This is a genomic window from Pseudomonas sp. ADAK2 TE3594 (genome assembly GCF_053628675.1).
Map to the genome: position 1 here is coordinate 6,239,800 of NZ_JBRJGV010000001.1, position 25,715 is coordinate 6,265,514.

Annotated in this window: 22 protein-coding genes and 1 pseudogene; 19 read left to right on the top strand and 4 right to left on the bottom strand. The window is 59.7% G+C overall.

Annotated elements, in window-relative coordinates; all coding sequences use genetic code 11:
- The first annotated feature begins 89 nt into the window (after nucleotides 1-89).
- The 6 genes and pseudogenes from cysT (at nucleotide 90) to AB7M22_RS28090 (ending at nucleotide 7,162) form a co-directional block, all read left to right on the top strand.
- Nucleotides 90-908, top strand: coding sequence for a sulfate ABC transporter permease subunit CysT (cysT, locus tag AB7M22_RS28065; RefSeq protein ID WP_454188434.1), 819 nt, complete (start codon nucleotides 90-92; stop codon nucleotides 906-908).
- Between the two features lie 12 nt (nucleotides 909-920).
- Complete coding sequence (gene cysW / locus AB7M22_RS28070; protein WP_007899636.1) at nucleotides 921-1,790, top strand: sulfate ABC transporter permease subunit CysW; 870 nt, start codon at nucleotides 921-923, stop codon at nucleotides 1,788-1,790.
- 3 nt (nucleotides 1,791-1,793) lie between these two features.
- The gene (locus tag AB7M22_RS28075; RefSeq protein ID WP_123357244.1) at nucleotides 1,794-2,783 is read left to right on the top strand and encodes a sulfate/molybdate ABC transporter ATP-binding protein; all 990 of its coding nucleotides are present in this window, start codon (nucleotides 1,794-1,796) and stop codon (nucleotides 2,781-2,783) included.
- A 253-nt stretch (nucleotides 2,784-3,036) separates the two neighbouring features.
- Nucleotides 3,037-4,405 (top strand): annotated as a pseudogene (locus AB7M22_RS28080) (cytochrome C).
- Nucleotides 4,395-4,907, top strand: coding sequence for a sorbitol dehydrogenase (locus tag AB7M22_RS28085; RefSeq protein WP_454188435.1), 513 nt, complete (start codon nucleotides 4,395-4,397; stop codon nucleotides 4,905-4,907). Before AB7M22_RS28080 ends, AB7M22_RS28085 begins: the two are co-directional and overlap by 11 nt.
- Nucleotides 4,904-7,162 carry a GMC oxidoreductase gene (locus AB7M22_RS28090; RefSeq protein ID WP_454188436.1) on the top strand — a complete coding sequence of 753 codons (2,259 nt, stop codon included), beginning with the start codon at nucleotides 4,904-4,906 and terminating at the stop codon, nucleotides 7,160-7,162. Before AB7M22_RS28085 ends, AB7M22_RS28090 begins: the two co-directional genes overlap by 4 nt.
- Before the next feature lie 45 nt (nucleotides 7,163-7,207).
- On the opposite strand, the gene AB7M22_RS28095 is transcribed toward AB7M22_RS28090, so the two are convergent.
- Nucleotides 7,208-7,732: an Mpo1 family 2-hydroxy fatty acid dioxygenase gene (locus AB7M22_RS28095; RefSeq protein WP_454188437.1), complete on the bottom strand. Its 525-nt coding sequence runs from the start codon at nucleotides 7,730-7,732 to the stop codon at nucleotides 7,208-7,210.
- An 85-nt stretch (nucleotides 7,733-7,817) separates the two neighbouring features.
- Here AB7M22_RS28095 and AB7M22_RS28100 point away from each other — a divergent pair, with 85 nt between their 5' ends.
- Nucleotides 7,818-8,504, top strand: coding sequence for a Crp/Fnr family transcriptional regulator (locus AB7M22_RS28100; protein WP_454188438.1), 687 nt, complete (start codon nucleotides 7,818-7,820; stop codon nucleotides 8,502-8,504).
- Between the two features lie 111 nt (nucleotides 8,505-8,615).
- Entirely contained in the window at nucleotides 8,616-8,975 is a 360-nt protein-coding gene (locus tag AB7M22_RS28105; protein ID WP_454188439.1) for a response regulator, read from the top strand.
- A gap of 143 nt (nucleotides 8,976-9,118) precedes the next feature.
- Here the strand turns inward: AB7M22_RS28105 and AB7M22_RS28110 are convergent, their stop codons facing one another.
- On the bottom strand, nucleotides 9,119-10,123 hold the full coding sequence (locus AB7M22_RS28110) for an AraC family transcriptional regulator (RefSeq protein WP_454188440.1): 1,005 nt from the start codon (nucleotides 10,121-10,123) through the stop codon (nucleotides 9,119-9,121).
- Nucleotides 10,124-10,223: 100 nt separating this feature from the next.
- On the opposite strand from AB7M22_RS28110, the gene AB7M22_RS28115 reads away from it, so the two are divergent.
- The 8 genes from AB7M22_RS28115 (at nucleotide 10,224) to AB7M22_RS28150 (ending at nucleotide 17,994) form a co-directional block, all read left to right on the top strand.
- On the top strand, nucleotides 10,224-11,297 hold the full coding sequence (locus tag AB7M22_RS28115; protein ID WP_454188441.1) for a fatty acid desaturase: 1,074 nt from the start codon (nucleotides 10,224-10,226) through the stop codon (nucleotides 11,295-11,297).
- Between the two features lie 465 nt (nucleotides 11,298-11,762).
- Entirely contained in the window at nucleotides 11,763-12,344 is a 582-nt protein-coding gene (locus AB7M22_RS28120) for an alpha/beta hydrolase (protein ID WP_454188442.1), read from the top strand.
- Nucleotides 12,345-12,402: 58 nt separating this feature from the next.
- Nucleotides 12,403-13,335, top strand: a complete 933-nt coding sequence (locus AB7M22_RS28125) for a sigma 54-interacting transcriptional regulator (protein ID WP_454188443.1) — start codon at nucleotides 12,403-12,405, stop codon at nucleotides 13,333-13,335.
- Between the two features lie 268 nt (nucleotides 13,336-13,603).
- Nucleotides 13,604-14,386 carry a MetQ/NlpA family ABC transporter substrate-binding protein gene (locus AB7M22_RS28130; protein WP_454188444.1) on the top strand — a complete coding sequence of 261 codons (783 nt, stop codon included), beginning with the start codon at nucleotides 13,604-13,606 and terminating at the stop codon, nucleotides 14,384-14,386.
- A 645-nt stretch (nucleotides 14,387-15,031) separates the two neighbouring features.
- Nucleotides 15,032-15,697 (top strand): amino acid ABC transporter permease, encoded by a 666-nt coding sequence (locus tag AB7M22_RS28135; RefSeq protein WP_007941049.1) that lies wholly within the window; start codon nucleotides 15,032-15,034, stop codon nucleotides 15,695-15,697.
- On the top strand, nucleotides 15,678-16,337 hold the full coding sequence (locus AB7M22_RS28140) for an amino acid ABC transporter permease (RefSeq protein ID WP_454188445.1): 660 nt from the start codon (nucleotides 15,678-15,680) through the stop codon (nucleotides 16,335-16,337). The genes AB7M22_RS28135 and AB7M22_RS28140 overlap by 20 nt, the downstream gene beginning before the upstream one ends.
- On the top strand, nucleotides 16,334-17,116 hold the full coding sequence (locus tag AB7M22_RS28145; protein WP_454188446.1) for an amino acid ABC transporter ATP-binding protein: 783 nt from the start codon (nucleotides 16,334-16,336) through the stop codon (nucleotides 17,114-17,116). The genes AB7M22_RS28140 and AB7M22_RS28145 overlap by 4 nt, the downstream gene beginning before the upstream one ends.
- Nucleotides 17,113-17,994 carry a transporter substrate-binding domain-containing protein gene (locus tag AB7M22_RS28150; protein ID WP_454188447.1) on the top strand — a complete coding sequence of 294 codons (882 nt, stop codon included), beginning with the start codon at nucleotides 17,113-17,115 and terminating at the stop codon, nucleotides 17,992-17,994. Before AB7M22_RS28145 ends, AB7M22_RS28150 begins: the two co-directional genes overlap by 4 nt.
- Before the next feature lie 144 nt (nucleotides 17,995-18,138).
- Here AB7M22_RS28150 and AB7M22_RS28155 read toward each other — a convergent pair whose 3' ends face one another.
- A complete protein-coding gene (locus tag AB7M22_RS28155) occupies nucleotides 18,139-19,299 on the bottom strand; it encodes an AAA family ATPase (RefSeq protein WP_454188448.1) in 1,161 nt (386 codons plus the stop codon).
- A 304-nt stretch (nucleotides 19,300-19,603) separates the two neighbouring features.
- On the opposite strand from AB7M22_RS28155, the gene AB7M22_RS28160 reads away from it, so the two are divergent.
- Genes AB7M22_RS28160 through AB7M22_RS28170 form a run of 3 tightly spaced genes read left to right on the top strand, consistent with a single transcriptional unit; the run spans nucleotide 19,604 to nucleotide 24,821 of the window.
- Nucleotides 19,604-20,707, top strand: a complete 1,104-nt coding sequence (locus tag AB7M22_RS28160; RefSeq protein ID WP_454188449.1) for an efflux RND transporter periplasmic adaptor subunit — start codon at nucleotides 19,604-19,606, stop codon at nucleotides 20,705-20,707.
- Nucleotides 20,704-21,771 carry an efflux RND transporter periplasmic adaptor subunit gene (locus tag AB7M22_RS28165; protein WP_454188450.1) on the top strand — a complete coding sequence of 356 codons (1,068 nt, stop codon included), beginning with the start codon at nucleotides 20,704-20,706 and terminating at the stop codon, nucleotides 21,769-21,771. Before AB7M22_RS28160 ends, AB7M22_RS28165 begins: the two co-directional genes overlap by 4 nt.
- Complete coding sequence (locus tag AB7M22_RS28170) at nucleotides 21,768-24,821, top strand: efflux RND transporter permease subunit (RefSeq protein WP_454188451.1); 3,054 nt, start codon at nucleotides 21,768-21,770, stop codon at nucleotides 24,819-24,821. Before AB7M22_RS28165 ends, AB7M22_RS28170 begins: the two co-directional genes overlap by 4 nt.
- A 106-nt stretch (nucleotides 24,822-24,927) precedes the next feature.
- On the opposite strand, the gene AB7M22_RS28175 is transcribed toward AB7M22_RS28170, so the two are convergent.
- On the bottom strand, nucleotides 24,928-25,557 hold the full coding sequence (locus AB7M22_RS28175; RefSeq protein ID WP_454188452.1) for a class I SAM-dependent methyltransferase: 630 nt from the start codon (nucleotides 25,555-25,557) through the stop codon (nucleotides 24,928-24,930).
- Nucleotides 25,558-25,715 lie beyond the last annotated feature (158 nt).

The window sequence follows — 25,715 nt, forward strand, 5'->3', positions numbered from 1 at the left end:
TCCATGTGGGAGCGCTTAAGTGGCTGGCATTGGCTAACAGGCCCCGATTTCACCGTCGGGGCTTAGCGCGTTCTCAACCAAGGACTTTTATGTCGCGTCGTATCTCCCCCGTCATACCCGGCTTCGGGCTGACGCTGGGCTACACCTTGGTGTACCTCAGCCTGATTGTGCTCATTCCACTGGCGGCGATGTTCGTGCATGCCGCTCAACTCACCTGGGACCAGTTCTGGGCGATTATCTCGGCGCCACGGGTGCTGGCGGCGTTGAAGCTCAGCTTCGGCACCGCGCTCTATGCCGCGATCATCAACGGCATCATCGGCACGCTGCTGGCCTGGGTGCTGGTGCGCTATACCTTCCCTGGACGCAAAGTCATCGATGCGATGATCGACTTACCCTTCGCATTGCCCACCGCCGTGGCCGGTATCGCGCTGACCGCGCTATACGCGCCCAATGGTTGGGTGGGTCAGTTTGCAGCGAACCTGGGTTTCAAGATCGCGTATACCCCCCTCGGCATCACCCTTGCCCTCACTTTTGTGACACTTCCATTCGTAGTACGTACCGTACAGCCAGTATTGGCCGATATCCCTCGGGAAGTGGAAGAAGCGGCGGCGTGCCTCGGTGCAAAACCGCTACAGGTTTTTCGCCATATTCTGGTGCCCGCGCTGTTGCCAGCGTGGCTGACCGGTTTCGCGTTGGCCTTTGCCCGCGGGGTCGGTGAGTACGGTTCGGTGATTTTCATTGCCGGTAACATGCCGATGAAAACCGAGATCCTGCCGCTGCTGATCATGGTCAAACTTGACCAGTACGATTACACCGGCGCCACGTCCATTGGTGTACTGATGCTGGTGGTTTCCTTCGTCCTGTTGCTGCTGATCAACTTGCTGCAACGACGCATCGAAACCCCATAAGGAGGCGCAGAAATGTCCCAATCGTCTATTGCTGCTGCTTCCTCGAACGCTGCCCGCCGTGGCAGCGCTTCATCGCGGCGAATCTTGATCGGTCTTGGCTGGCTGGTATTCGCCCTGTTCCTGTTGCTGCCGCTGGTGATCGTGGTGTCTCAGGGCCTGAAGCTTGGAATCGGTGCGTTCTTCACCGCGATCTTCGAACCTGACGCGTTGTCGGCCCTGAAACTCACTGTGATTGCCGTGCTGATTTCGGTGCCGCTGAACCTGGTGTTCGGTGTCAGCGCTGCATGGTGCGTGAGCAAGTACTCGTTCCGTGGCAAAAGTATGCTGGTCACGCTGATCGACCTGCCGTTCTCGGTTTCGCCAGTGATCGCCGGTCTGGTCTATGTGCTGATGTTCGGCGCCCAGGGCCTGTTCGGCCCGTGGTTGCAGGATCACGACATCCAGATCGTCTTCGCCTTGCCGGGCATCGTGTTGGCGACGATTTTCGTCACCGTGCCGTTCGTGGCACGTGAGCTGATCCCGCTGATGCAGGAACAAGGCACTCAGGAGGAAGAGGCCGCGCGCCTGCTTGGCGCCAATGGCTGGCAGATGTTCTGGCACGTCACCGTTCCCAATATCAAATGGGGCCTGATCTATGGCGTGGTGCTGTGTACGGCCCGGGCCATGGGTGAGTTCGGTGCGGTGTCGGTGGTTTCCGGGCACATTCGCGGGGTGACCAACACCTTGCCGCTGCACGTCGAGATCCTCTACAACGAATACAACCACGTGGCCGCGTTCGCCGTGGCGAGCCTGTTGCTGATCCTGGCGCTCTTCATCCTGCTGCTCAAGCAGTGGAGCGAAAACCGTATTAACCGCCTGCGCGCCAGCGCCGCGGAGGAATAAGTCATGTCGATCGAAGTGCGTAACGTCAGCAAGAACTTCCACGCGTTCAAGGCGCTGGACAACATCAGCCTGGACATTCAAAGCGGCGAACTCGTGGCGCTGCTCGGCCCGTCCGGCTGCGGCAAGACCACGCTGTTACGAATCATCGCCGGCCTGGAAACCCCGGACCAGGGCAACATCGTGTTCCACGGTGAAGACGTCTCCGGCCACGATGTGCGTGATCGCAATGTCGGTTTCGTGTTCCAGCACTACGCCTTGTTCCGCCACATGACGGTGTTCGACAACGTCGCGTTCGGCCTGCGCATGAAGCCGAAAAACCAGCGCCCGAACGAAAGCCAGATCGCGGTGAAAGTCCACGAACTGTTGAACATGGTGCAGCTGGATTGGTTGGCCGATCGCTACCCGGAACAACTCTCCGGCGGCCAGCGTCAACGCATTGCGTTGGCCCGTGCCTTGGCGGTGGAACCGAAAGTCCTGCTGCTCGACGAACCCTTCGGCGCCCTCGACGCCAAGGTTCGTAAAGAGCTGCGTCGCTGGCTCGCACGGCTGCACGAAGACATCAACCTGACCTCGGTGTTTGTGACCCACGACCAGGAAGAGGCGATGGAAGTCGCCGATCGTATCGTGGTGATGAACAAGGGCGTGATCGAGCAGATCGGCTCACCGGGTGACGTCTACGAAAACCCGGCCAGCGATTTCGTCTATCACTTCCTTGGCGACTCGAACCGTCTGCATTTGGGCGAAGACCGGCACGTGCTGTTCCGTCCTCACGAAGTGTCGCTGTCGCGTCATGAACTGGAAGACCACCACGCCGCTGAAGTGCGGGACATTCGTCCACTGGGCGCGACTACGCGGGTGACGCTGAAGGTCGAAGGCCAGAGCGAGTTGATAGAAGCAGAAGTGGTGAAGGATCACGACAGCCTGGTCGGATTGGCCAAGGGTGAGACGCTGTTCTTCAAGCCGAAGGTCTGGCAGAAAGTCGCCAACCTTTAAAATCAAAAGCATCGCGAGCAGGCTCGCTCCCACAGTGATTTGTGTCGTTCACAAATCCCCTGCTCGCGATGGCATCTCAAAGAGCACCCTGCCCAATCCGTAATAACACCGCCTGGCCTTGCGTCGATCGGTTCTACCCGCGCATTTTTTTTTGCTTCAAACCCTACCTAGACTCTGACTTGCCAGGAGGCAGTAAGAGTCTAGGTAAGGACCGGTGTTATCTCCTGGCGCCCTGATGCCAAGGAGATAGAACATGAGAATGGAAGTCAGTCGGCATGGCCCGTTTGGCTGTGCCTTGTTGAGCGTTTTGCTGGGCTCGTCCGCCATTGCCGCCCCCTCGCTGTCGCCGCAGATACCCTTCGATGTCATGGTTACCCAACCGGTTTCACTGGTTAGCCTGCAAGCCAATTTCGATGACTTGTCGTGGCAGACCTTCGTCGCCCTGAACTGGCCGGCGCTGGACAACGGCGATCCCAATACCGGCACCCCCATCGGCAAGCAGGATGGGGCCACGGTGTGGGAAAGCTGGAAAGAGAGCTACCAGATATTCCGGCCCAGGGGACAGACACCGCCGCCCTGGGATGCGCCGGCCACCCTCCCCGAAGTGTGCAAGTCACTCAAGCCTGGCCGCCTGCTGCAGCAAATGGGCAAGGTGCCCGATGTGCTGGATGAGTTTATCCAGCCCTTCGAGAGCGGCCCGCTGGTGGATCAGAACGGCACCTATACGCGCAACGAAATCGTGGTCAACCAATCGATGTTCAACGGGATCGTTAATAACGGGCTGTATAGCATCGAAGGCCAGCAGAAGTTTTTCGCTGCTAAATCGACCAATACCGTGGCGTTCAGCTGCGGTTCCGCCGACACCAAACAGGTCGGTGCGATGATGGTGAAGGCGTCGTGGAAAGTGCTGGGCCCCAATGATCGCCCGCAGGATTTCCACACGGTCGATGCGCTGGTCTATACGCCGGGCAACAACGACCCGAGCCATGGGCCGATTGTCGAGGAGTCGTGCACGTCAGAGCCGGTCGGGCTGGTGGGGTTGCACATCGTTCATAAGACCAACAGTGCTCCCCAGTGGGTCTGGTCGACCTTTGAACATGTGAAAAAACGTACCGGAAGAATCCACGCCGCCTGCAGATCAGACGGGCCCCTATCTGTTCTACAACGCCAGCAGCAACAGTGCTAGCAACCAGCCTCCGCCACGGCCATGGAACCCGGCGATCAAGGCAACGCCATCGCAGATCATTCGCGAAGTGCCACTGACCGAGGCCACTAAAAACCTTAACGCTACCTATCAAACCCTGTTGCGAACGGTTAATCCGCAGAGTGTCTGGGCGAATTATCAATTGATCAGTACCCAGTGGCCGACAGATGCACCGCCGAACTGCCAGATATCGGCCGCCAACCCGCTGGGCAGTCCTGCGCCTTCGTTCCTGGCTAATGCGACGCTGGAAACTTACATCCAGGGCACGGTGCCCCAGACGTCTTCCAGCTGCATGGCTTGCCATGGCAATGCGGCAACCCACGTCACCGAATCCCCACGCACCAGCTTCGCGGATTTCACTTATTTGCTCGAACGCGCGCAGTCCACTGGCGGACAAGGAGTCAACCATGAGCAGTAACCTGGACAATTTCGTAGGCCTGTCGTCGGCCCTGACCGGCATTCCCACTACGCGACTGGCGCCGCAGATCGACCCGGTCGGGTTGCCGCCGATCTTTCTCGATTACGTCACCCCGCGCATCACCCCCGATGTGCTCAATGCGTTATTGACCCAGTACGCCAACCTGGCGGCCGACCATGTGCCCCCAGACCAGATCGCCCAGCAGGTACTGAAAATCTCCGCGTCACCGACGATCCCGAAAACAGTGTTGGCCGCGCGCACGATCATGAAGCTGTGGCTGCTGGGCGTCTGGTACCAGCCTTATGACGCAGGAAATTTCAAAAAGGGTGATTCGACGGTGGTGTCCGATCAGGCCTACATCTACAGCTGGGCCTGGAAAATCGCCCAGGCCCACCCCATGGGCTACAGCGAATCGTTCTTCGGTTATTGGAACAGTGAGCCGTCGAGCCTTGAGGACTTGACCGGCGTACCCGCCAACGGACAGCAAGGAGCCTTGTCATGAGTACCGAACAAGCCGAGGTGGTGATCGTTGGCGCGGGGCTGGCCGGCAGCATCATTGCTTATCAACTGGGCATGGCCGGGGTGGATGTGCTGGTGCTCGAGTCCGGCCCCGAGATTCCGGCCAACCGCTCGCAATACATGGAACGCTTCTACACCTCGACGCTGAAAACCCCGGAATCGCCTTACCCTCCGGTGTCGAGCCTGGACACGCCCCGTGATCCAGCCGAACAGAATGCTCCACGCGCGACCATTGCCGATCTGATTCTGGGCTGGGACGACCCGAAGATCAGCTACCTGGTGCAGAAAGGCCCGATGCCCTTCACCAGTACCTATGAACGGGTCGGCGGCGGTACCACCTGGCATTGGGTCGGGACGTGCCTGCGCATGGTGCCGAACGATTTTCGCCTGAAGTCAAAATACGGCGTCGGTGTGGACTGGCCAATCGGCTACGACGATCTGCAAAGTGCCTACTGCCGGGCTGAGGCGGAAATCGGCGTGTCGGCCAATGTCGCCGACCAGGAGGCGGAAATCGGCGTGTCGGCCAATGTCGCCGACCAGGCCTATCTGGGCATGACCTTTCCCGAAGGTTATTCATTCCCGATGCACAGCATTCCGTTGTCGCTGGTCGATGGCAGCTTTGTCTCGGCCGTGACGGGGCAGTCTTTCAACGGCTTGCCGCTGGTGGTCAGCCCGACGCCGGCCGGACGCAATTCCCAACCTTACGCGGGGCGCCGGGTATGTGCCGGCAACACCAACTGCACACCGATCTGCCCGATCCAGGCCAAGTACGACGCGACCGTCACCATGAACAAGGCCCTGTCCACCGGCAAGGTCCGGGTCTTGTACCGAACCGTGGCCAGCAAAGTGACCGTCGGGGCGGACAGCAATATCAATGGCGTGGAATTCATTCAGTACCAGCTTGGCGACGGCCCGGCCACTGGAACCGGCGTGGCTGTCGGGCAGCGTTATGTGATTGCCGCCCATGCCATCGAGACACCCAAGCTATTGCTGAACTCCAAGAGTCCGGCCTGGCCCAAAGGCGTGGCTAACAGCAGCGGGCAGGTGGGACGCAGCTTGGCCGATCATCCGATCTACCTGGCATGGGGGCTGATGCCTGAAGGCAAGGCGGTTTTTCCGTACCGCGGTCCTCTGTCCACGGCGGGCATCGAAAGTTTGCGTGACGGTGACTTTCGCAGCTCTCGAGCGGCGTGGCGCATCGAAATCGGTAACGAGGGCTGGAACTGGCCGGCCACCGACCCTTACACCACCGTGGTTGACTTCATCGATGGGACGAACGTCGGTCAAACCAACCCGCTACCGTCGACCCAAGTGCCCAAGCCGCCGTCCGAAAGGCTATACGGGACAGCCTTGGTTCAAAAACTCAACGATATCTTCATCCGTCAGTTCCGGATCGGGTTCCTGGTGGAACAGGTCGAGGACGATCCCGATCACCCCACTTGTTACATCGTGCCGTCGACCGAGTACAAGGACCGGCTCGGCATTCCCCGGCCGGAAATTCACTATGACCTGTCCAAATACACCAAGGAGGGCTTCAAGCAGGCGAAGCAGTTGGCGACTCACATCATCACGGATCTGCTCGGCGCGGTGGAGCTGACGAAGCCTATCTCGCCCGGGACGTTCACCTACGAGAATTTGCCTTACAGTTTCCAGGGCGCCGGACACCTGATGGGGACCTATCGCATGGGCGATGATCCAGCCAAATCGGTAGTCGACAAATACCAGCGCAGTTGGGACCACAAGAACCTGTTCCTGGTGGGCGATGGCGTCTTCCCCAGCACCGGCACCTCGAATCCGAGCCTGACGATTGCCGCGTTGTCGTTCCAGGCCGGGGATGCGCTGGCCAATGACCTGAAGGCTGCGACGGTGGAGGTTCTGGCCAATCTGCCCTGGCAGGGCACCGGTGTACAGATCAACGGTCTGGTTCCACGTCTGGCTCGTTGTGTCCTTGGCTTATGGTGCGCCAGCCCGGTGGGTGGCTGGGTGGATGGAAAGGGTAATCCGGACATCATCGCCAAGTTCGGCTACACCCTGGCAGGGGCCGCCGAAGGTGCTTTGATCGGCCGTGTTGGTGACTTCGGAATCCCCTTCCTGATCGGCGATCTGGCGCAGATTCCGGCCGGCCAGCAAGGCGAGCTGCAGTTGTGTATCAATGATGACCTGCTAGGCCTCTACGGTGCGGGTTTGACTGACAACGTCGGTGCACTGACGGTTCGGGTCGAGTTCGGCACGGTGTGAAGCCAGGAGCGGTAACGGTAGCGATCCGTTACCGCTCTCTTTTTTTCAGGCGGCGGAGTGATGGTTGCGCAAGGCCACAGGCCCGGCGCGTTCTTCGATTTCTCGTTTCAGCTCACCCCGAAGCCCCAGCAGGAAGCCTGCTTCAACCACCACAAACAACGGTCCGACAATCAACCCCGTCACATCATCGATAAACGCCGGTTTGCGCCCTTCGTAATGATGTCCGACAAACTGAATCGCCCACCCCACCACAAACATCCCGATGCCGCTGGCCAGCCAGATGAACGTGCTCTGCTGCGCAAGCACATGCCCCAGCCAGACTGACAACCCCAGCAATCCCGTCATCAGTACCCCGAGGCGCAATTCGAGGCGCAAGTAAAACCACGCCGAAGCCAGTGCCAGAAGCACTGCCGGTGACACCCAGGCCCCGGCCAGCGACCACTCCGGCCGCGACAGCAACACCGCGACCGCCACGACGATCAGCGGAATACCCACGAAGTGGCTGGCAATATTGCGCGGGTCACGGTGGTAGGCGGCGTATTGACTGAGATGGTCAACGAGGCTTTTCATTGTTATTCCTCCTGTAGGGTGATGGATGATGCCCCGGGTTTCATCTCTCGCTCTGTCAGCCAGGCGACAATCTCCAGGAGTTTTCATGGACATGCAGGTTTGGCGTTCGCGCCTGGATACGGGGCAGTGGTTCAGTCATTTACCGGTTCCCTTTCAGGATAGTCTGCTGGCCGCCGCCCGAGTGCGGCGGCTGTCGCCGGGGCAACTGCTATTCAAACGCGGTGATCCGCCGTGCGGGCTGTATGCGGTGCTTGAAGGGGCGGTGCGCATTGGCGCGGTGAGCGAGCAGGGCAAGGAAGCGCTGCTGAGCCTGGTGGAGGCACCGCACTGGTTCGGTGAAATCTGCCTGTTCGATGGTCAGCCGCGAACCCACGATGCCTATGCCGTTGGCCAGTGCATCCTGTTGCACATTGCGCAGGCGACGCTGCTGAAGTTGCTCGACCAACAACCGGTTTACTGGCGGCAACTGGCGTTACTGATGAGTCACAAACTGCGCTTGACCTTCATCAACCTCGAACAGCTGAGCCTGATGCCAGCCCCGGCACGCTTGGCTCATCGCTTGCTGATGATCGCCGAGGGTTACGGTGAAATCGACCCGCCGCGCCGTGTTCTGCAACTGCCTCAGGAGCAACTGGCATCGATGCTGTCGCTGTCGCGCCAGACCACCAACCAGCTCCTCAAGGATTTGCAGGGGCAAGGGATTCTGAATCTCAAGTATGGCGAGATCGAGATTCTGGACGCCGAGCGGTTGCGGGCGTTGGCGGTGATTTGACGTGCACCTGTAGGAGCTGCCGAAGGCTGCGATCTTTTGAAATCACCACGGTATTGATGGGCTTTATCCGCGAACGCGCCTAGCCTGTGACGACGACAATCGAGGTGTGCCATGCGTGTGTTGCTAGTGGAAGACGAACCCGAGACCGCCAGTCTCCTGGCCAAAGGCCTGAGCGAAGCGAGTTACGCGGTGGATGTGGCGCTCAATGGCATGGACGGCCGGCGCTTTATCGAGTCCGGTGAGTACGAACTGATCATCCTCGACGTGATGCTGCCGGGGCTCAACGGCTGGCAGTTGCTGCAACAGATCCGCAAGCTTGGCGACACGCCGGTGCTGCTCCTCACCACCACGGACGGTATCGAGGACCGACTGCGCGGGTTGGAGTTGCATGAGGATGATTACCTGCTCAAGCCGTTTGCTGTCAGTGACCTGGTGAAGCGGGTGCGCAAGGTATTGCGGCGTAAACGTTGATGGCATGCGCTGAATTGATTGACGCTTTCGCGGGCAAGCCTCGCTCCTACAGGGGATCTGTGACCGTCAGAACGACATAAATCCCGTAGGAGCGAGGCTTGCCCGCGAAGAGGCCGGAACATTCCAAACACCACTCGGATCTGTCAGCGCAACCCATCCCGAAACTGCCCCGGCGTCATCCCGGTCCAGCGTTTGAATGCGCGGCTGAAGCTGCTGGTGTCGGCGAAACCCAGCAGATAACTGATTTCGCCCAACGAGCACAGCGGGTCGCGCAGGTGCAGCAGCGCCAGGTTTTCCCGACTTTCGTTGAGCAGCGTATCGAACCGACAACCCTCGTCCGCCAGGTGCCGTTGCAGGCTGCGCAGACTCAAGTGCAGCGCTTGGGCGATGCATTCGGCCGACGGTTCACCTTCGGGTAATTGCTCTTCAATGGTGTCGCGAACCTTGCGCTCCCAGGTCAGGGGTTTGAGTTGCGCCAGGGTGCGTTTGAGCACGGTTTCGTTGTGTTCGGCCAGTTCCGGGTTGGCGTCGTCCAGGTGGCTGTCGAAATCCACCAGGGAGAATTCCAGTCGGTCTTCATCGGCGTTGAAATACACCGGCGAGCGGAACACTTTGTGCCATTGATGCGGGTCGGCAGGTTCCGGGCGGCGCAGGTAAACCGCCAGCGGGGCGTAGTCACGGCCCAGGCGATTGCGACAGGTGCGCACGTAAATCGCCGCGAAGGCATCGATGGCTTCGAAGGCTGGCGCGGGGTTGCCCTGGGGGATTTTCAGGTGGAAGCGGTAACGATCCTCAGCGCGGATCAACTCCAGATCCAGCGCGTTGCTGACCACTTGGTGATAACGCACGATGCGCTCGAAGACTTCCCGCAGGCTGCCGCTGGCCACCAACGCATAACCCAGCGCATGAAACGTGGTGGGGCTGACGAAACGCGACACCCGCAAGCCAATCGCCGGGTCACCGCTGACCTGCACCGCGATGTGCCACAGGCGCGTGGTGCCGGACAACGGGTAACGGGCGTTCGGGTCGTCCATCAACTGCGGGTCGAGCCCCGCCTGTTGGCACAGGGCTGTGCTGTCGAGCCCCAGCGCATCGAGCTGCTTGCGCAGGGCGCGGGTCCAGCTGGCGAGGGAGGTCGGTTCAGTCATGTTGATTGGCGCGTCCGGTCAACAGGTTGGCGTTCACGGCTACCGCTCTGTAAATCATCACAGGGCAGGATGCGAACATCAATAACCAGAGGATGGAAGCATGGACGGTACTTCTGCAAGTCCCCAGCGACTGAATGCAGCACAGCGATCAACGCATATTCGTGAGGTGGTATTGGCCAAAGGCGTCGAATTGCGCCGGCGCTACCCGACTCTCAACCATCAGGACGCCTTGGGCGCGGGCATTCTGGCCTTCGCGTTGGCCGGGATGATCGGTTCCGCAGCGCTGTACATCACCGGGTACATGGCTTGGTGGGTATGCCTGTTGCTCAACGCGTTTTTCGCCTCGCTGACCCACGAGCTGGAGCATGACCTGATCCACAGCATGTATTTCCGCAAACAGCGTGTTCCGCACAACCTGATGATGGGCCTGGTATGGCTGGCGCGACCGAGCACCATCAACCCGTGGATCCGTCGCCATTTGCACCTCAATCACCACAAGGTGTCTGGCACCGAAAGCGACATGGAAGAGCGGGCGATCACCAACGGTGAGCCCTGGGGAATCGCGCGGCTGTTGATGGTCGGCGATAACGTGATGTCGGCTTTCATCCGCATGCTGCGGGCCAAGACCCGGGCGCACAAATTCAGCATCATCAAGCGTTCTCTGAAAGTTTATGCACCACTGGCGCTGGTGCATTGGGGGGCGTGGTACGTGTTCCTCGGTTTTCACTCCGCCAACGGCATCGCGCATCTGCTGGGGGCGCCCATCGAATGGTCGGCAACTACTTTGGCGGTGATGCAGGTGATCAACATCGCGGTCGTAGTGATCATCGGCCCGAACGTGTTGCGTACGTTCTGCCTGCACTTTGTCAGCTCGAACATGCACTACTACGGTGACGTGGAGCCAGGGAATGTTATTCAGCAGACCCAGGTGTTGAACCCTTGGTGGATGTGGCCGTTGCAAGCATTCTGCTTCAACTTTGGCAGCAGCCACGGGATCCATCATTTTGTGGTGAAGGAGCCGTTTTACATCCGGCAGATGACCGTCCCGGTGGCGCACAAGGTGATGCGCGAGATGGGGGTGCGGTTCAATGATTTCGGGACGTTCGGGCGGGCGAACCGGTTTGTGCGCAAGGAAACCACCGAGACGCAAGAGGTGCGTGCCGCTCAGGTTTGATGATGTAACCGGAAACTCAAATGCTGGTCATCAATTTGACCCAAAGGGACGATACGGTGTGACGCAAGCAGTGATTCGCATATTCGATTCAGGCCTATTAAAGTAATTAAATATTCCTTTATCGGATAACCTTTTCAGCCAATTATCACGTCACAGCGATATTGATCAGCGCTAACAGATTTCGAGTTTCCGGGGCCGTCTCCTTGGCAGGGTGCGGCCCCTTTTTTTATCCCGGATAAAGTGCCAGTCAGTGAACCCTGTGGGAGCGGGCTTGCTCGCGAAGGCGTCGTATCAGTCACTATTAATATCTACTGACAGACCGCCTTCGCGAGCAAGCCCGCTCCCACATTGGATTGTGTTGTATATTCGATATGGGTCTTAATAAATAGCTTCTTATTCCTTAACGAATATAACTCTCCTCCCTATACTCGATCAGGAACAGACACGCAGCAGGAGAGCTCCCCCATGCGCAACGAATCAATTCGCTACCTGATTGTGCCGGGCTGGCAAGGATCGCCAGAAGATCATTGGCAAACCCATTGGCAGAACAGCCTGCCAAACAGCGCGCGGGTGGAGCAGGCCGACTGGCTGACACCTCGTCGCGAAGACTGGGTCGCGGCACTGGCCGAGGCGATTGCCGCCGACAGCACGCCCGTGATTCTGATCGCCCACAGCTTGGGCTGCATCACCGTTGCCCATTGGGCGGCCACGGCCCCACTGAATTTTCTGCGTCAGGTGCGCGGCGCCCTGCTGGTCGCGCCAGCGGACGTCGAACGCCCGGCCTGCGCACCGGCCCTGCGCAACTTCGCACCGATCCCGAGCCATTTGCTGCCCTTCCCGAGTCAGGTCGTGAGTTCTGACAACGACAGTGCCGTGAGTGCACCGCGTGCTCTGGAACTGGCACGTAACTGGGGCGCCGAGGCGGGGATTTTATCGGGGGCGGGGCACATCAACGTGAAGTCCGGTCACCAGCGTTGGGAGCAGGGTTTTGCGTACCTCTATCGTCTGCAAAACCGCATGGAACAACACGCCCTGCGTCGCGCTTGAACCCTTTATTTTTTTAAAAACGCCCCCGTCTGCCGGCGGTTTTGGGCGGGAGTCTGCCATGAGCTTGCATGAAACATTCGGTCAGCCGCTGCTGACCTTTCCCGACGCGGAAAAAAGCCCGCTGAGCATTCGCGCCAAGGCGTTGGTGTTCGTCGATCCGCGTTCCCGGCAGTTGCGCCAGGAGCTGGAACAACTGGCGCCACGTTCGATTTCGGTATTGATCCGCGGTGAAACCGGCAGCGGTAAAGAACTGCTGGCCCGGCACATCCATCGTGCCAGTGACCGCGGCGGGTTGTTTGTATCAGTCAATTGCGGGGCGATCAGCCCGACCTATGCCGACGCTGAACTGTTCGGCTACGCCGCCGGCAGCTACAGCGGTTCGGCCAGCAGTCGCGCTGGCTGGTTTGGTTCGGCCAATGGCGGCACGCTCTATCTGGACGAGATCGGCGACTTGCCGTTGCCAATCCAGATCAAGTTGCTCGCAGCCCTGGAAAACCACGAAGTCACTCGTGTCGGCGCTCAGCAGCCAAGCCCGGTGGACGTACGTCTGGTGGCCGCCACCAGCATCGATCTGGCTCAGGCCGTGGCTGCCGGGAAATTCCATGAGCGGCTCTATCACTACCTCAGCGAAGGCCAGCTCGAACTGCCGGCCTTGCGTGAAAGGGTGGGCGATATTTTGTCGCTGGCCGAATACTTCCTCGGCATCTACAGCCAGCGCCTTGATCTGCCGGTGCCATTGATCAGCGAAGCTGCGCAGCATCTGCTGGAGCGGCACAGTTGGCCGGGCAACACACGGGAGTTGGAGAACGTCATCCACTTTGCGTTGTTGGTGAGTACGGGCGATGAGATTTTGCCGGAGCATTTGAATCTGCCCGAGGCGGCTGTGTCGCTGGTGACGATCGAGCAGCAACTCAAACAAATTCTCGGCAACGGTTCCGCCGCCGAGAAAGAGGCCTTGAAACAACTGCTCAAAGCCACTGGCCTTCTGTAGGAGCGAAGCTTGCTCGCGAAGCAGGCGACTCGGTCTGCCCGGGAGGACGCTTTCGCGGGCAAGCCTCGCTCCTGCAGGGTTTTGCGCGAGTTAGATCTGTATGAACAAAATGGAATATGAAAGTGAATAAAAGATATTGTTCGGGAATAAAAAATCCCGGTATTGTCCGCGTCACGCCAGCGATAGCACTTCACTGGCACTTAACAAAAACCACCTGACTGTTTAGCCGTCGTCGATGACGACCGTGATTTTTCGATAAGGACACTGCATGAAAAAGGTTCTGTTGTTCACCGCATTGGCGGCTGCCCTGACCGCGGGCCTGGCCCAGGCTGGCGAGAAACTGGTGGTTGCGGCGACGCCGATTCCACATGCCGAGATTCTTGAATTGATCAAGCCAACCCTCGCCAAAGAAGGCGTGGACCTGGAGATCAAAGTCTTCACCGACTACGTTCAGCCGAACGTGCAGGTCGACCAGAAGCGTCTGGACGCCAACTACTTCCAGACCCTGCCGTACCTGAAAAACTTCAACGAAGGCAAAGGCACTAACCTGGTGACCGTGATCGGCGTGCATGTCGAACCCTTCGGCGGCTACTCGAAGAAAGTCAAAAGCCTGGCTGAGCTGAAAGACGGCGCAACCATCGCCATCCCGAACGAAGGCAGCAACAGCGGCCGTGCTCTGATCCTGCTGCAGAAGGCTGGCCTGATCGAGTTGAAAGACCCGAAAAACGCCGTGGCCACACCGAAAGACATCGCCAAGAACCCGCACAACTTCAAGTTCAGGGAGCTGGAATCGGCCATGCTGCCGCGTGTTCTGGACCAGGTCGACCTGGACATGATCAACACCAACTACGCGCTGGATGCGGGCCTGAACCCGGCTAAAGACGCGCTGGTGATCGAAGGTGCCGATTCGCCTTACGTGAACTTCCTGGTAGCTCGTCCGGACAACAAGGACAGCGTTGCCATCCAGAAACTGGCCAAGGCATTGACGAGTCCTGAAGTGAAAGCATTCATCGCCAAGAAGTACAGCGGCGCGGTACTGCCGGCGTTCTGATCGACCGCAGTCTCAAACCCCTTCAAGGTTTCAAACGCCGACGGCTGATACAGCGTCGGCGTTTTTTATTGCTCCACCTTTGGTGAGCGGGCTTTTATGGCGAGGGGGCTTGCCCCCGTTCGACTGCGCAGCAGTCGCCGATCAGTCGATGAGGTGTGTCAGAGGGAATTGGAGTGCAGGTTTCAGGGCCGCTTCGCCGCCCAACGGGGGCAAGCCCCCTCGCCACAACAAGCTCCTGCCACAGGGAGCCTGCTCGCCTCAGGATCGTTCAGGCCACTCTGGCCTTCAGCGCCTTGCGCAACGCCACCAGCAATTTCACGATGTCTTGCGGGTCCAGCCGCTGCGGCACTTTTACGTCAGCCATTTTCTCTTCCTTGTGATGGTTCGGCCGGGGGAGTCTGGCCAAAAGCTGTACGTCCTTGGAGGGGCTTTTTGAAAAAAAGATCCGTCCTACGGCTGAAAGAAAAATAGTCGTCTTCCCCAGTCTCGGCAAATCCGCAGGATAGTCTTTTGCGTGATATCAATATGCTTTATCGGTATTTAAATTCTGCTTTTTATACCTTTAAAGTCGGTGCCTGCCGGGTGGTTATCCACTGCCCATGGACTGCGCCATCGTCGCTTACCGAGCGGCGTACAGGATGTTCAATGACTTTCGATTACGCGTTTATCCTCAGCACCCTGCCGGCGTTTCTCAAAGCCGTGGGTGTGACGCTGCAGGTCGGCTTTATCGCCATCGGCACTTCGTTGCTGGTGGCGTTGATCAACGCGACGATTCTGGTGTTTCGCACACCCTACCTTCAACGCCTGGTCGGGCTGTACGTGGAACTGGCGCGCAACACGCCACTGCTGATCCAATTGTTCTTCGTCTACTTCGCCTTGCCGGCGCTGGGCATCAAAGTCTCGGGCTTCGCGGCGGCAATCATCACCATGACTTTCCTTGGCGGCGCCTACCTCACCGAAGTCCTGCGTGCCGGAGTGGATGCGGTGCCCCAGGCGCAACTTGAGTCCGGCCGCTCCATTGGCCTGTCCCACGGGCAATTGCTGCGCTACGTGATCCTGCCGCAGGCCGGCATCCTCAGCCTGCCGTCGCTGTTTGCCAATTTCATTTTCCTGCTCAAGGAAACCACCGTGGTCTCGGCGGTGGCGGTGCCGGAGATTCTCTACACCACCAAAAGCTACATCGCGCTCTACTACAAAACCTACGAAATGCTCGCCGTGCTGACGCTGATTTGCGTGCTGCTGTTTTTGCCGTTGTCGTTGCTGCTCAGCCGTCTGGAAAGGAGGCTCCAGCATGGCCAGTTCGGGTCTTGAGTTGCTCTGGGTGTCGTTGCCGCAACTGGGCAAAGGCGCTGCGCAAACCCTGTCGATCTCTTTTCTGAGCATCGTCATCAGCACCGTGGGCGGCGTGCTCTATGGCGTGTTGCGCACGCTGAATTCGAAATGGCTGAACGCGATTCTGCGGGTCTATCTGGAGCTGTTCCGGGCAATCCCGGTGTTGGTCTGGCTGTATTTGCTGTTCTTCGGCTTGCCGATCTTTTTTGGGCTGAGCATTCCGAGCTTCTGGTGCGCGGTGCTGGTGTTGTCGCTATGGGGCGCCAGCGAAGTCGGTGAGGTGGTGCGCGGCGCGTTGCATTCGTTGCCACGCGGCCAACGTGAGGCGGGGCTGTCGATCGGTCTGGATGCCCCGCAACTCTACGGTTACGTGCTGCTGCCTCAGGCGCTGAAACGCATGACGCCGCCAACCATCAACGTCTACACGCGCATCATCAAGACCAGCTCGCTGGCGGTGCTGATCGGCGTGGTGGACGTGATCAAGGTCGGCCAACAGATCATCGAACGCACCTACGAATCAGTGCTGATCTACGGCGCGCTGTTTCTGTTTTTCTTTTTCATCTGCTACCCGTTGTCGGCCGCCTCGCGCGTGCTGGAGCGGCGCTGGACGCAAGCATGAGTGCATTGATCGAGTTCAAGGGTTTCAACAAGTTTTTCGGCGAGCAGCAGGTGCTCAACGGCATCGACCTACAAGTGAAACCGGGCGAGGTGATCGTCATCCTCGGCCCCAGCGGCTGTGGCAAAAGCACCTTGCTGCGCTGCCTCAACGGCCTGGAGGTCGCTCACAGCGGCAGCTTGAATTTTGCCGGACGCGAGTTGCTGGACAAGGGCACCGATTGGCGCGAAGTGCGTCAGCAGATCGGCATGGTATTCCAGAGCTACCACCTGTTCCCGCACATGAGCGTGCTCGACAATCTGTTGCTCGGCCCGCTCAAAGTGCAGAAACGCGAGCGCCGTGAAGCCCGAGCGCAGGCCGAGGCTTTGCTGGAGCGTGTGGGTCTTTTGGACAAGCGCGACGCCTTCCCGCGCCAGCTCTCCGGCGGCCAGCAGCAACGCATCGCTATCGTCCGTTCGCTGTGCATGAACCCCAAGGTCATGCTCTTCGACGAAGTCACCGCCGCCCTCGATCCGGAAATGGTCAAGGAAGTGCTCGAAGTGATTCAGGGCCTGGCCCGCGAGGGCATGACCCTGCTGATCGTCACCCACGAAATGGCCTTCGCCCGCGCGGTGGCCGACCGCATCGTGTTCATGGACGCCGGGCGCATCCTTGAGCAACACCCCCCCGAGATTTTCTTTACGAACCCGCAAACCGCACGAGCGCAGCAGTTCCTGGAGAAGTTCTCCTACGTCGCCGCACTACCCAAAACGACTCAAACAAAGGAACTGGAACTGTTATGAAAACTGCCAAGTCTTCTCTGCTGCTACTCCCCCTGTTCGGCCTGGCGCTGCTCGCCGGCTGCAACAAAACCGAAGAACCGACGAAGCCGAAAGCCGCCAGCGTCAGCACCGCACCGGCTGGTTATCTGGAAAAAATCAAAGCCCGGGACAAGCTGATCGTCGGTGTCTTCACCGATAAACCGCCGTTCGGTTTTGTCGATGAGGCCGGGCGCTACGTGGGGTTCGATACCGACATCGGTCGTCAATTCGCCAAGGATCTGTTGGGCGATGAGAACAAGGTCGAGTTCGTTGCGGTGGAGCCGGCGAGCCGGATTCCGTTCCTGCAAAGCGACAAGGTCGACCTGATCCTGGCCAACATGACCGTCACCCCGGAGCGTAAGGACGCAGTGGACTTCACCAACCCGAACCTCAAGGTTGCGGTGCAGGCACTGGTGCCGCAGGCGAGTTCGGTGAAGAACCTTGATGACCTGGCGACCCGCACCACCATCGTGACCACGGGCACCACGGCGGATATCTGGCTGACCAAGAATCATCCGGACTGGAAACTGCTGAAGTTCGAGAAAAACTCCGAGTCTTTGCAAGCCCTGGCCAATGGTCGCGGCGACGCTTATGCGCAGGACAACCTGGTGCTGTTCAGCTGGGCCAAGCAGAACCCCGGCTACCGTGTGCTGGAGGAAAAACTGGGTGCCGAAGCACCGATCGCACCGGCGGTGAAGAAGGGCAATATCGAACTGCGCAATTGGGTGAATGTGGAGTTGGCGAAGTTGGGTGAGGAGAAGTTTTTGCTCAAGCTGTATGACCAGTATGTGCGTAAAGAATTGAGCGATGACACCAAGCCTGAGAGCGTGATTGTCGAGGGTGGGAAGTGGCAGGGGTGAGTCTCTGAGCTATGCGGTGATCTCTCGGCCGTAATCGCGGGCAAGCCCGCTCCCACAGGGTTTTGGTGTGGACGCAGATTTTGTGTCCACTGAAGATCATTGTGGGAGCGGGCTTGCCCGCGATGGCGGTTTATCAGGCACCACCTAATCCGGCCAATACCACGCCGGCTCATCCAGCATCCGCTGCCCGACCATCCCGGTCTGGCCGAAATTCTTCTCCAGCACAATGCAATTGCATTCCGGGTCTTGCTGCAGCGCCGAGATCAACCGCCGCGCATGGGACACCACCCACACCTGACAATGCTCGGACGCTCGAATAATCAACCGCGCCAACGCCGGCAGCAGGTCTGGATGCAGACTGGTTTCCGGCTCGTTCAACACCATCAACGTCGGCGGTCGAGGGGTCAGCAACGCCGCGACCAGCAGTAGATAGCGCAACGTCCCGTCCGACAACTCGGCGGCGGATAACGGTCGCAACAATCCTTCCTGATAAAACTCGATCGCAAACCGTCCGCCCGGCAGCGGTGCGATATTCAATGTTGCGCCGGGGAATGCATCGCTGATCGCCGCCTGCAAGGCTTCAGGATCGCCGATTTCGCGGATGGTCTGTAACGCTGCGGCGAGGTCGCGACCGTCGTGGTGCAACACGGGCGTGCGGGTGCCCAGTTGCGGTTGGCGCACTGGTGCGTCGGCGTCGCTGCGAAAGTGATCGTAGAAGCGCCAGCGGCGGATGAACTCACGCAATTGCATGACCTCCGGCGAGGTGCGAAAACTGCCGACCTGATCGAACAGGCTGTCGAAGTTCGGCGTATGCTGGGCCAGTACTTCCCAGCCGCGACCGACCCGAGCGCGAATCATCGGGCCGTCGCGATCCACCAGCAGGCTGGCCGGGCGATAGAACGGCCCGGACCAGATGCATTCCTTTTTGATTTCCGGGTCTAGGGAGAACTCCGACAGACTCGGCTCCGGAAGGCCCAATGCGATCGAGTAGCTGAAATCTTCACCGGCAAACCCCAGGCGCAGGCGTTTGACGCCGTGTCGCACGGTCGCCTCGATCGGCACTTCGCCGTTACGCATACGCCGGCTGATGTTTTCCGGCCCGGCCCAGAACGTCGAATCCAGTCCACCCTCGCGGGCCAACGCATTGACCACGCCACCTTGAGCGGTTTCCGCCAGCAGGCGCAAGGCGCGGTAGAGGTTGGATTTGCCGCTGCCATTGGGGCCGGTGATCAGGTTCAACCGGCCAAGCGGAATCACCAATTTATTGATCGAGCGGTAATTGGCCACCGCTAGGGTTTTGAGCATGGGTAGCTTCCTGCTGCATGGTTCGTCATTCTGCCTTATTGTCGGCAACACAATGATCCCTGTGGCGAGCGAGCTTGCTCGCGCTGGGCTGCGAAGCGGCCCCAAAGCCATTCAATGAGGCGTGTCAGGCAAAACGAGATAGCAGATTTTGCGTCTGCTGCGCAGCCGAACGGGGGCAAGCCCCCTCGCCACAGGTAAGCCCCAAGCCACAAGGTGTGCAGCAACCCCGTGCACCTGTTGAACCCTGTTCTAAGCTCACAGTCGTATCGTCACTGGCACGTTCGTACAACGCAAAGGAGTCTGCATGGCGGGTCCCGGATTGAAATTAATGGTTGGCCTGAGCCTCATCGCCTTGCTGACCGCCTGTGGCGATAAAAAGCCTGTCGAGAAGGACCGCCCGCGAGTCTTCGTGCAAGAGGTCAAGCCATCGGATTACGCCGCCGCAGTGACACTCACCGGCGACGTCCAGGCGCGAGTACAAACCGAACTGTCGTTCCGCGTGGGCGGCAAGATCATCCAGCGTATGGTCGACGTCGGTGATCGGGTTTCGGCCAAACAAGTGCTGGCCAAGCTCGATCCCAAGGACCTGCAAACCAATGTCGACTCAGCCCAGGCCCAAGTGGTTGCCGAACAGGCCCGGGTCAAACAAACCGCTGCGGCCTTCGTTCGCCAACAAAAACTCCTGCCCAAGGGCTACACCAGCCAGAGCGAATACGACTCCGCTCAAGCCGCCTTGCGCAGCAGTCAGAGCGCGCTGAGCGCCGCTCAAGCGCAATTGGCCAACGCCCGTGATCAACTGAGCTACACCGCGCTGATTGCCGATGCGCCTGGGGTGATTACCGCGCGCCAGGCCGAAGTTGGCCAGGTGGTGCAGGCCACGGTGCCGATTTTCAGCCTGGCCCGGGACGGCGAGCGTGACGCGGTGTTCAACGTGTATGAGTCGCTGCTGGCCGAGCCGCCGTCGGATAGATCGATTGTGGTCAGCCTGCTCGACAACCCGAAAATCAAGACCACGGGCACCGTTCGGGAAGTCACGCCGGCAGTCTCGGCGCAGACCGGCACAGTGCAAGTCAAAGTCAGCCTCGACCGTCTCCCCGAGGGCATGCAACTCGGGTCGGTGGTGAGCGCCACCGCCAAACCAGTCGGTAAAATCGCAGTGGAGTTGCCTTGGTCGGCCCTGACCAAAAACCTCAGTGACCCGGCCGTGTGGCTGGTGGACGCCGAGGGCAAGGCGCAGCTGCACACGGTCACCGTCGGCCGTTACCTGACCGGCAAAGTCATTGTCAGCGCTGGCCTCAACGGTGGCGAAAAAGTTGTCACCGCAGGCGGTCAATTACTGCATCCGGGCGTGAGGGTGGAGATCGTCGAAAACACCTATAAGACGCCAATGACAGGAGCCCAGCCATGAAGCGCCTGTTGCTGTTGTCCGCCGCTGCACTACTGGTCGCCTGTTCCAAGGAGGAAGCGCCGCCAGAACCGGTTCGGCCGGTGTTGTCCGTGGAAGTGAAAGCGCTCAATCAAGAAGACCTCGGCCGGTTTGCCGGCAGCATTCAGGCCCGTTACGAAAGCAATATCGGTTTCCGGGTGCCGGGACGTATCGCCAGCCGTAACGTTGATGTCGGTGCCGAAGTCGATAAGGGCGCCTTGCTCGCCACCCTCGACCCCACCGATCAGCAGAACCAGTTGCGCTCGGCTCAGGGTGATCTGGCGCGCGTTCAGGCGCAGCTCATCAACGCTCAGGCCAACGCTCGGCGTCAGCAGGAACTGTTCAATCGCGGGGTTGGCGCGCAGGCGCAACTGGACATCGCCCAGACCGACCTGAAAACCACCCAGGCGTCCCTCGATCAAGCCAGGGCTGCGGTCGATCAGGCGAAGGACCAACTCAACTACGTCGAACTGCGCACCGACCACAAAGCCATTGTCACCGCGTGGAACGCCGAAGCCGGGCAAGTGGTGACGGCCGGCCAGCAAGTGGTGACCCTGGCGCAACCGGACATCAAGGAAGCGGTGATCGACCTGCCCGATACCCTGGTCGATCAATTGCCAGCCGACGTGGTGTTCCAGGTCACCTCACAACTGGACCCGAGCATCACCAGCACCGCCATCGTGCGCGAAATCGAACCCCAGGCGCAAAGTGCGACCCGCACCCGTCGCGCCCGCCTGAGCCTGACCGATACACCGCCGGGCTTTCGCCTCGGTACGGCGATCAGCGTGACCCTCAGTTCCGCGATCAAGCCGCGCCTCGAACTGCCGGTGAGCGCGCTGCAGGAGGTCGATGGAAAGCTGCGGATCTGGATCGTTGATCCGCAGACGCAAACCGTTTCGCCACGGGAGGTCAGCCTGATCAGCCGGACAGATGCCACGGTGGTCCTGGCCAACGGCGTGAAGACTGGCGAGCGGGTGGTCAGCGCGGGTGTGAACAGCCTCAAACCGGGGCAGAAAGTGAAAATCGACGAGGGCGGCCCGCAATGAAAGGGAGTTTCAACTTATCCGAATGGGCCATCAAGCATCAGTCGTTTGTCTGGTATTTGATGTTCGTCGCGCTGCTGATGGGCGTGTTCTCGTACCTGAATCTGGGGCGCGAAGAAGACCCTTCGTTCACCATCAAAACCATGGTGATCCAGACCCGCTGGCCCGGCGCGACCCAGGAAGAAACCCTCAAGCAGGTCACCGACCGGATCGAGAAAAAACTCGAAGAACTCGACTCGCTCGACTACGTGAAAAGCTACACCCGCCCCGGCGAATCAACGGTCTTCGTTAACCTGCTCGACACCACCAGTGCCAAGGACATCCCGCAAATCTGGTACCAGGTGCGCAAGAAGATCAACGACATTCGCGGTGACTTCCCGAAGGGCCTGCAAGGGCCGGGTTTCAACGACGAGTTCGGCGACGTGTTCGGTTCGGTGTACGCCTTTACCGCCGACGGCTTGTCGATGCGCCAGTTGCGCGATTACGTGGAGCAGGTGCGTGCCGAAATCCGTGAAGTCCCGGGGTTGGGCAAGGTCGAGATGGTCGGCGAGCAGGATGAAGTCCTTTACCTGAACTTCTCCACTCGCAAACTCGCAGCGCTCGGCATCGATCAGCGTCAGGTGGTACAGAGCCTGCAATCACAGAACGCCGTGACCCCGGCCGGGGTGATCGAGGCCGGTCCGGAGCGGATTTCGGTGCGGACTTCGGGGCAATTTGCCTCTGAGAAAGACCTGGCCAACGTCAACCTGAAGCTCAATGATCGCTTCTACCGACTGGCCGACATCGCCAACATCAGCCGTGGCTACGTCGATCCGTCGACCCCGGAGTTTCGCTTCAACGGCCAGCCGGCCATTGGCCTGGCGATCGCCATGAAGAAGGGCGGCAACATTCAGGACTTCGGCAAGGCGCTGCATCTGCGCATGGATGAGCTGACGGCGGACCTGCCGGTGGGCGTCGGTGTACACACCGTTTCCGACCAGGCTGTAGTGGTGGAAGAAGCCGTCGGCGGTTTCACCAGTGCGTTGTTCGAAGCCGTGGTGATCGTGCTGATCGTCAGCTTCGTCAGCCTTGGTGTGCGCGCCGGGCTGGTGGTGGCGTGTTCGATTCCATTGGTGCTGGCGATGGTCTTCCTCTTCATGGAATACAGCGGCATCACCATGCAGCGGATTTCCCTCGGTGCGCTGATCATCGCCCTCGGCCTGCTGGTGGACGACGCGATGATCACCGTGGAGATGATGGTCACGCGCCTGGAAATGGGCGAAACCAAGGAGCAGGCGGCGACCTTCGCCTACACCTCGACCGCATTCCCGATGCTCACCGGCACGTTAGTTACCGTCGCCGGTTTCGTGCCGATCGGCTTGAACGCCAGCTCCGCTGGTGAGTACACCTTCACGCTGTTCGCGGTGATCGCGGTGGCCATGCTGGTGTCGTGGATAGTCGCCGTGCTGTTCGCCCCGGTGCTCGGTGTGCATATTTTGAGCGCCAAGGTGAAGCCTCATGACGCAGAGCCAGGGCGCATCGGTCGGGCGTTCAATGGCGGCCTGCTCTGGGCCATGCGCAATCGCTGGTGGGCCATCGGCATCACCGTGGCGCTGTTTGTGCTCTCGGTGTTTTCCATGCAGTTCGTGCAGAACCAGTTCTTCCCGTCCTCGGACCGCCCGGAAATTCTCGTCGACCTGAACTTGCCGCAAAACGCTTCGATCGCCGAAACCCGCATGGTTGTGGATAAGCTCGAAGCGACGTTCAAGGATGATCCGGACATCGTGCGCTGGAGCACCTACATCGGCGAGGGGGCGATCCGTTTTTACCTGCCTCTCGACCAGCAATTGCAAAACCCCTATTACGCGCAACTGGTGATCGTCAGCAAAGGCCTGGAGTCACGCACGGCCCTGACGGCGCGACTGCAAAAACGCCTGCGTGAAGAGTTCGTGGGTGTCGGCAGTTACGTCCAGGCGCTGGAAATGGGCCCGCCGGTGGGGCGGCCGATTCAGTACCGGGTCAGCGGCAAGGACATCGATCAGGTGCGCAAACACGCGATTGCCCTGGCCACCGAACTGGATAAGAACACGCACATCGGCGAGATCATTTACGACTGGAACGAGCCGGGCAAAGTCCTGCGCATCGACATCGCCCAGGACAAGGCGCGGCAACTGGGGCTGTCGTCGGAAGATGTGGCGAACCTGATGAACAGCATCGTTGTCGGTTCGCCGGTAACGCAGGTCGATGACGATATCTACCTGATCGACGTGGTCGGTCGCGCCGAAGATGCCGAGCGCGGCAGCCCGGAAACCTTGCAGAACTTGCAGATCGTTACCCCCGGCGGCACCTCGATTCCGCTGCTGGCGTTTGCCACCGTGCGTTATGAACTTGAGCAGCCGCTGGTCTGGCGTCGTGATCGCAAACCCACTATCACCATCAAGGCCGCGGTGCGCGACGAGATTCAACCGACCGACCTGGTGCAACAACTGCAACCGGATATCGATAAATTCGCCGCCAGTTTGCCGGTGGGCTACAAAGTCGCTACTGGCGGTACGGTGGAGGAAAGCGGCAAGGCTCAGGGGCCGATTGCCAAGGTCGTACCGTTGATGCTGTTTTTGATGGCGACCTTCCTGATGATCCAGTTGCACAGCGTGCAGAAGCTGTTCCTGGTGGCCAGCGTCGCGCCGCTCGGGTTGATCGGCGTGGTGCTGGCGCTGATTCCGACGGGCACGCCGATGGGCTTCGTGGCGATCCTGGGGATTCTGGCGCTGATCGGCATCATCATCCGCAACTCGGTGATTCTGGTCACCCAGATCGACTCTTTCGAGAAGAGCGGCTACACGCCGTGGGACGCGGTGGTCCAGGCCACGGAACATCGGCGCCGACCGATTTTGTTGACGGCGGCGGCAGCGAGCCTGGGGATGATCCCGATTGCCCGGGAAGTGTTCTGGGGGCCGATGGCCTACGCGATGATTGGCGGGATCATCATCGCCACCTTGCTGACGTTGCTGTTTTTGCCGGCGCTGTACGTGGCCTGGTACAAGGTTCGCGAGCCGAAGAAAGAGGTGCAGTGAGGCGAGCGCTTTGCGCTCATCGCGGGCAAGCCCGCTCCCACAGGGATTTTGTGAACGCCAGAAATCACTGTGGGAGCGGGCTTGCCCGCGATGGCGTCCTGACAGGCTACACAGGCTTACGCCAAACACTCGCCAACCAAGGTTGCTGCTCCCGTGGCAGCCCCGCCGGCCGGTAGTAATGCTCAAGCTCCACAAACCCGGCCTCAGCCAGCATTTCCTGCCACACCTGAAGATCGTAATAAGCCCCATAACGCGGCCCGTTCCAGCCTTCCTGATTCTCGCCACGAGGATTGGAACTGAACAACACACCGCCCGGTTTCAACGCCCCGCGCAGTTCCTTCAGCACCCGAGGTAACTCCTGGCTCGGAATGTGAAACAGCACCGCATTGGCGAATATCCCGTCGAAGCGTTCGGCCGGCAGGTCGAGCTTCAGAAAGTCTTGCTGCCAGACTTCGCAACCACTGTCCTCCCGGGCCATCTGTGCAAGCTTTTCAGAACCATCGAGCCCGACGGCGCTGTGGCCCAGGCGGGTGAAGGTTTTCAGATCACGGCCAGGGCCACAGCCAAAGTCGAGAATACTGAACGGCGCCTCACCCTGAATATGCCGCAACAGGGCATCGATGTTCTGGCTGACATCATGATCGCGAGTGCCTTCACGGAAGTCCTCGGCCACCGAGTTGTAATGACCCAGGGTGGTGGAAGTGATCTGCTCCAGGTCGTCGGGAGTCTGTTTCATGGTTGGCTGCGCAGGTAATTGGAATTAGCCGAATATACGCCATGACGCCGGGGGCTGCTGCGCAGCCATTCGCGGGCGCCTCGCTCCTACAAGATTTATGTCGCCCCCTGTAGGAGCGAGGCTTGCCCGCAAAGGCGATATCACTAACGCCGACCTGT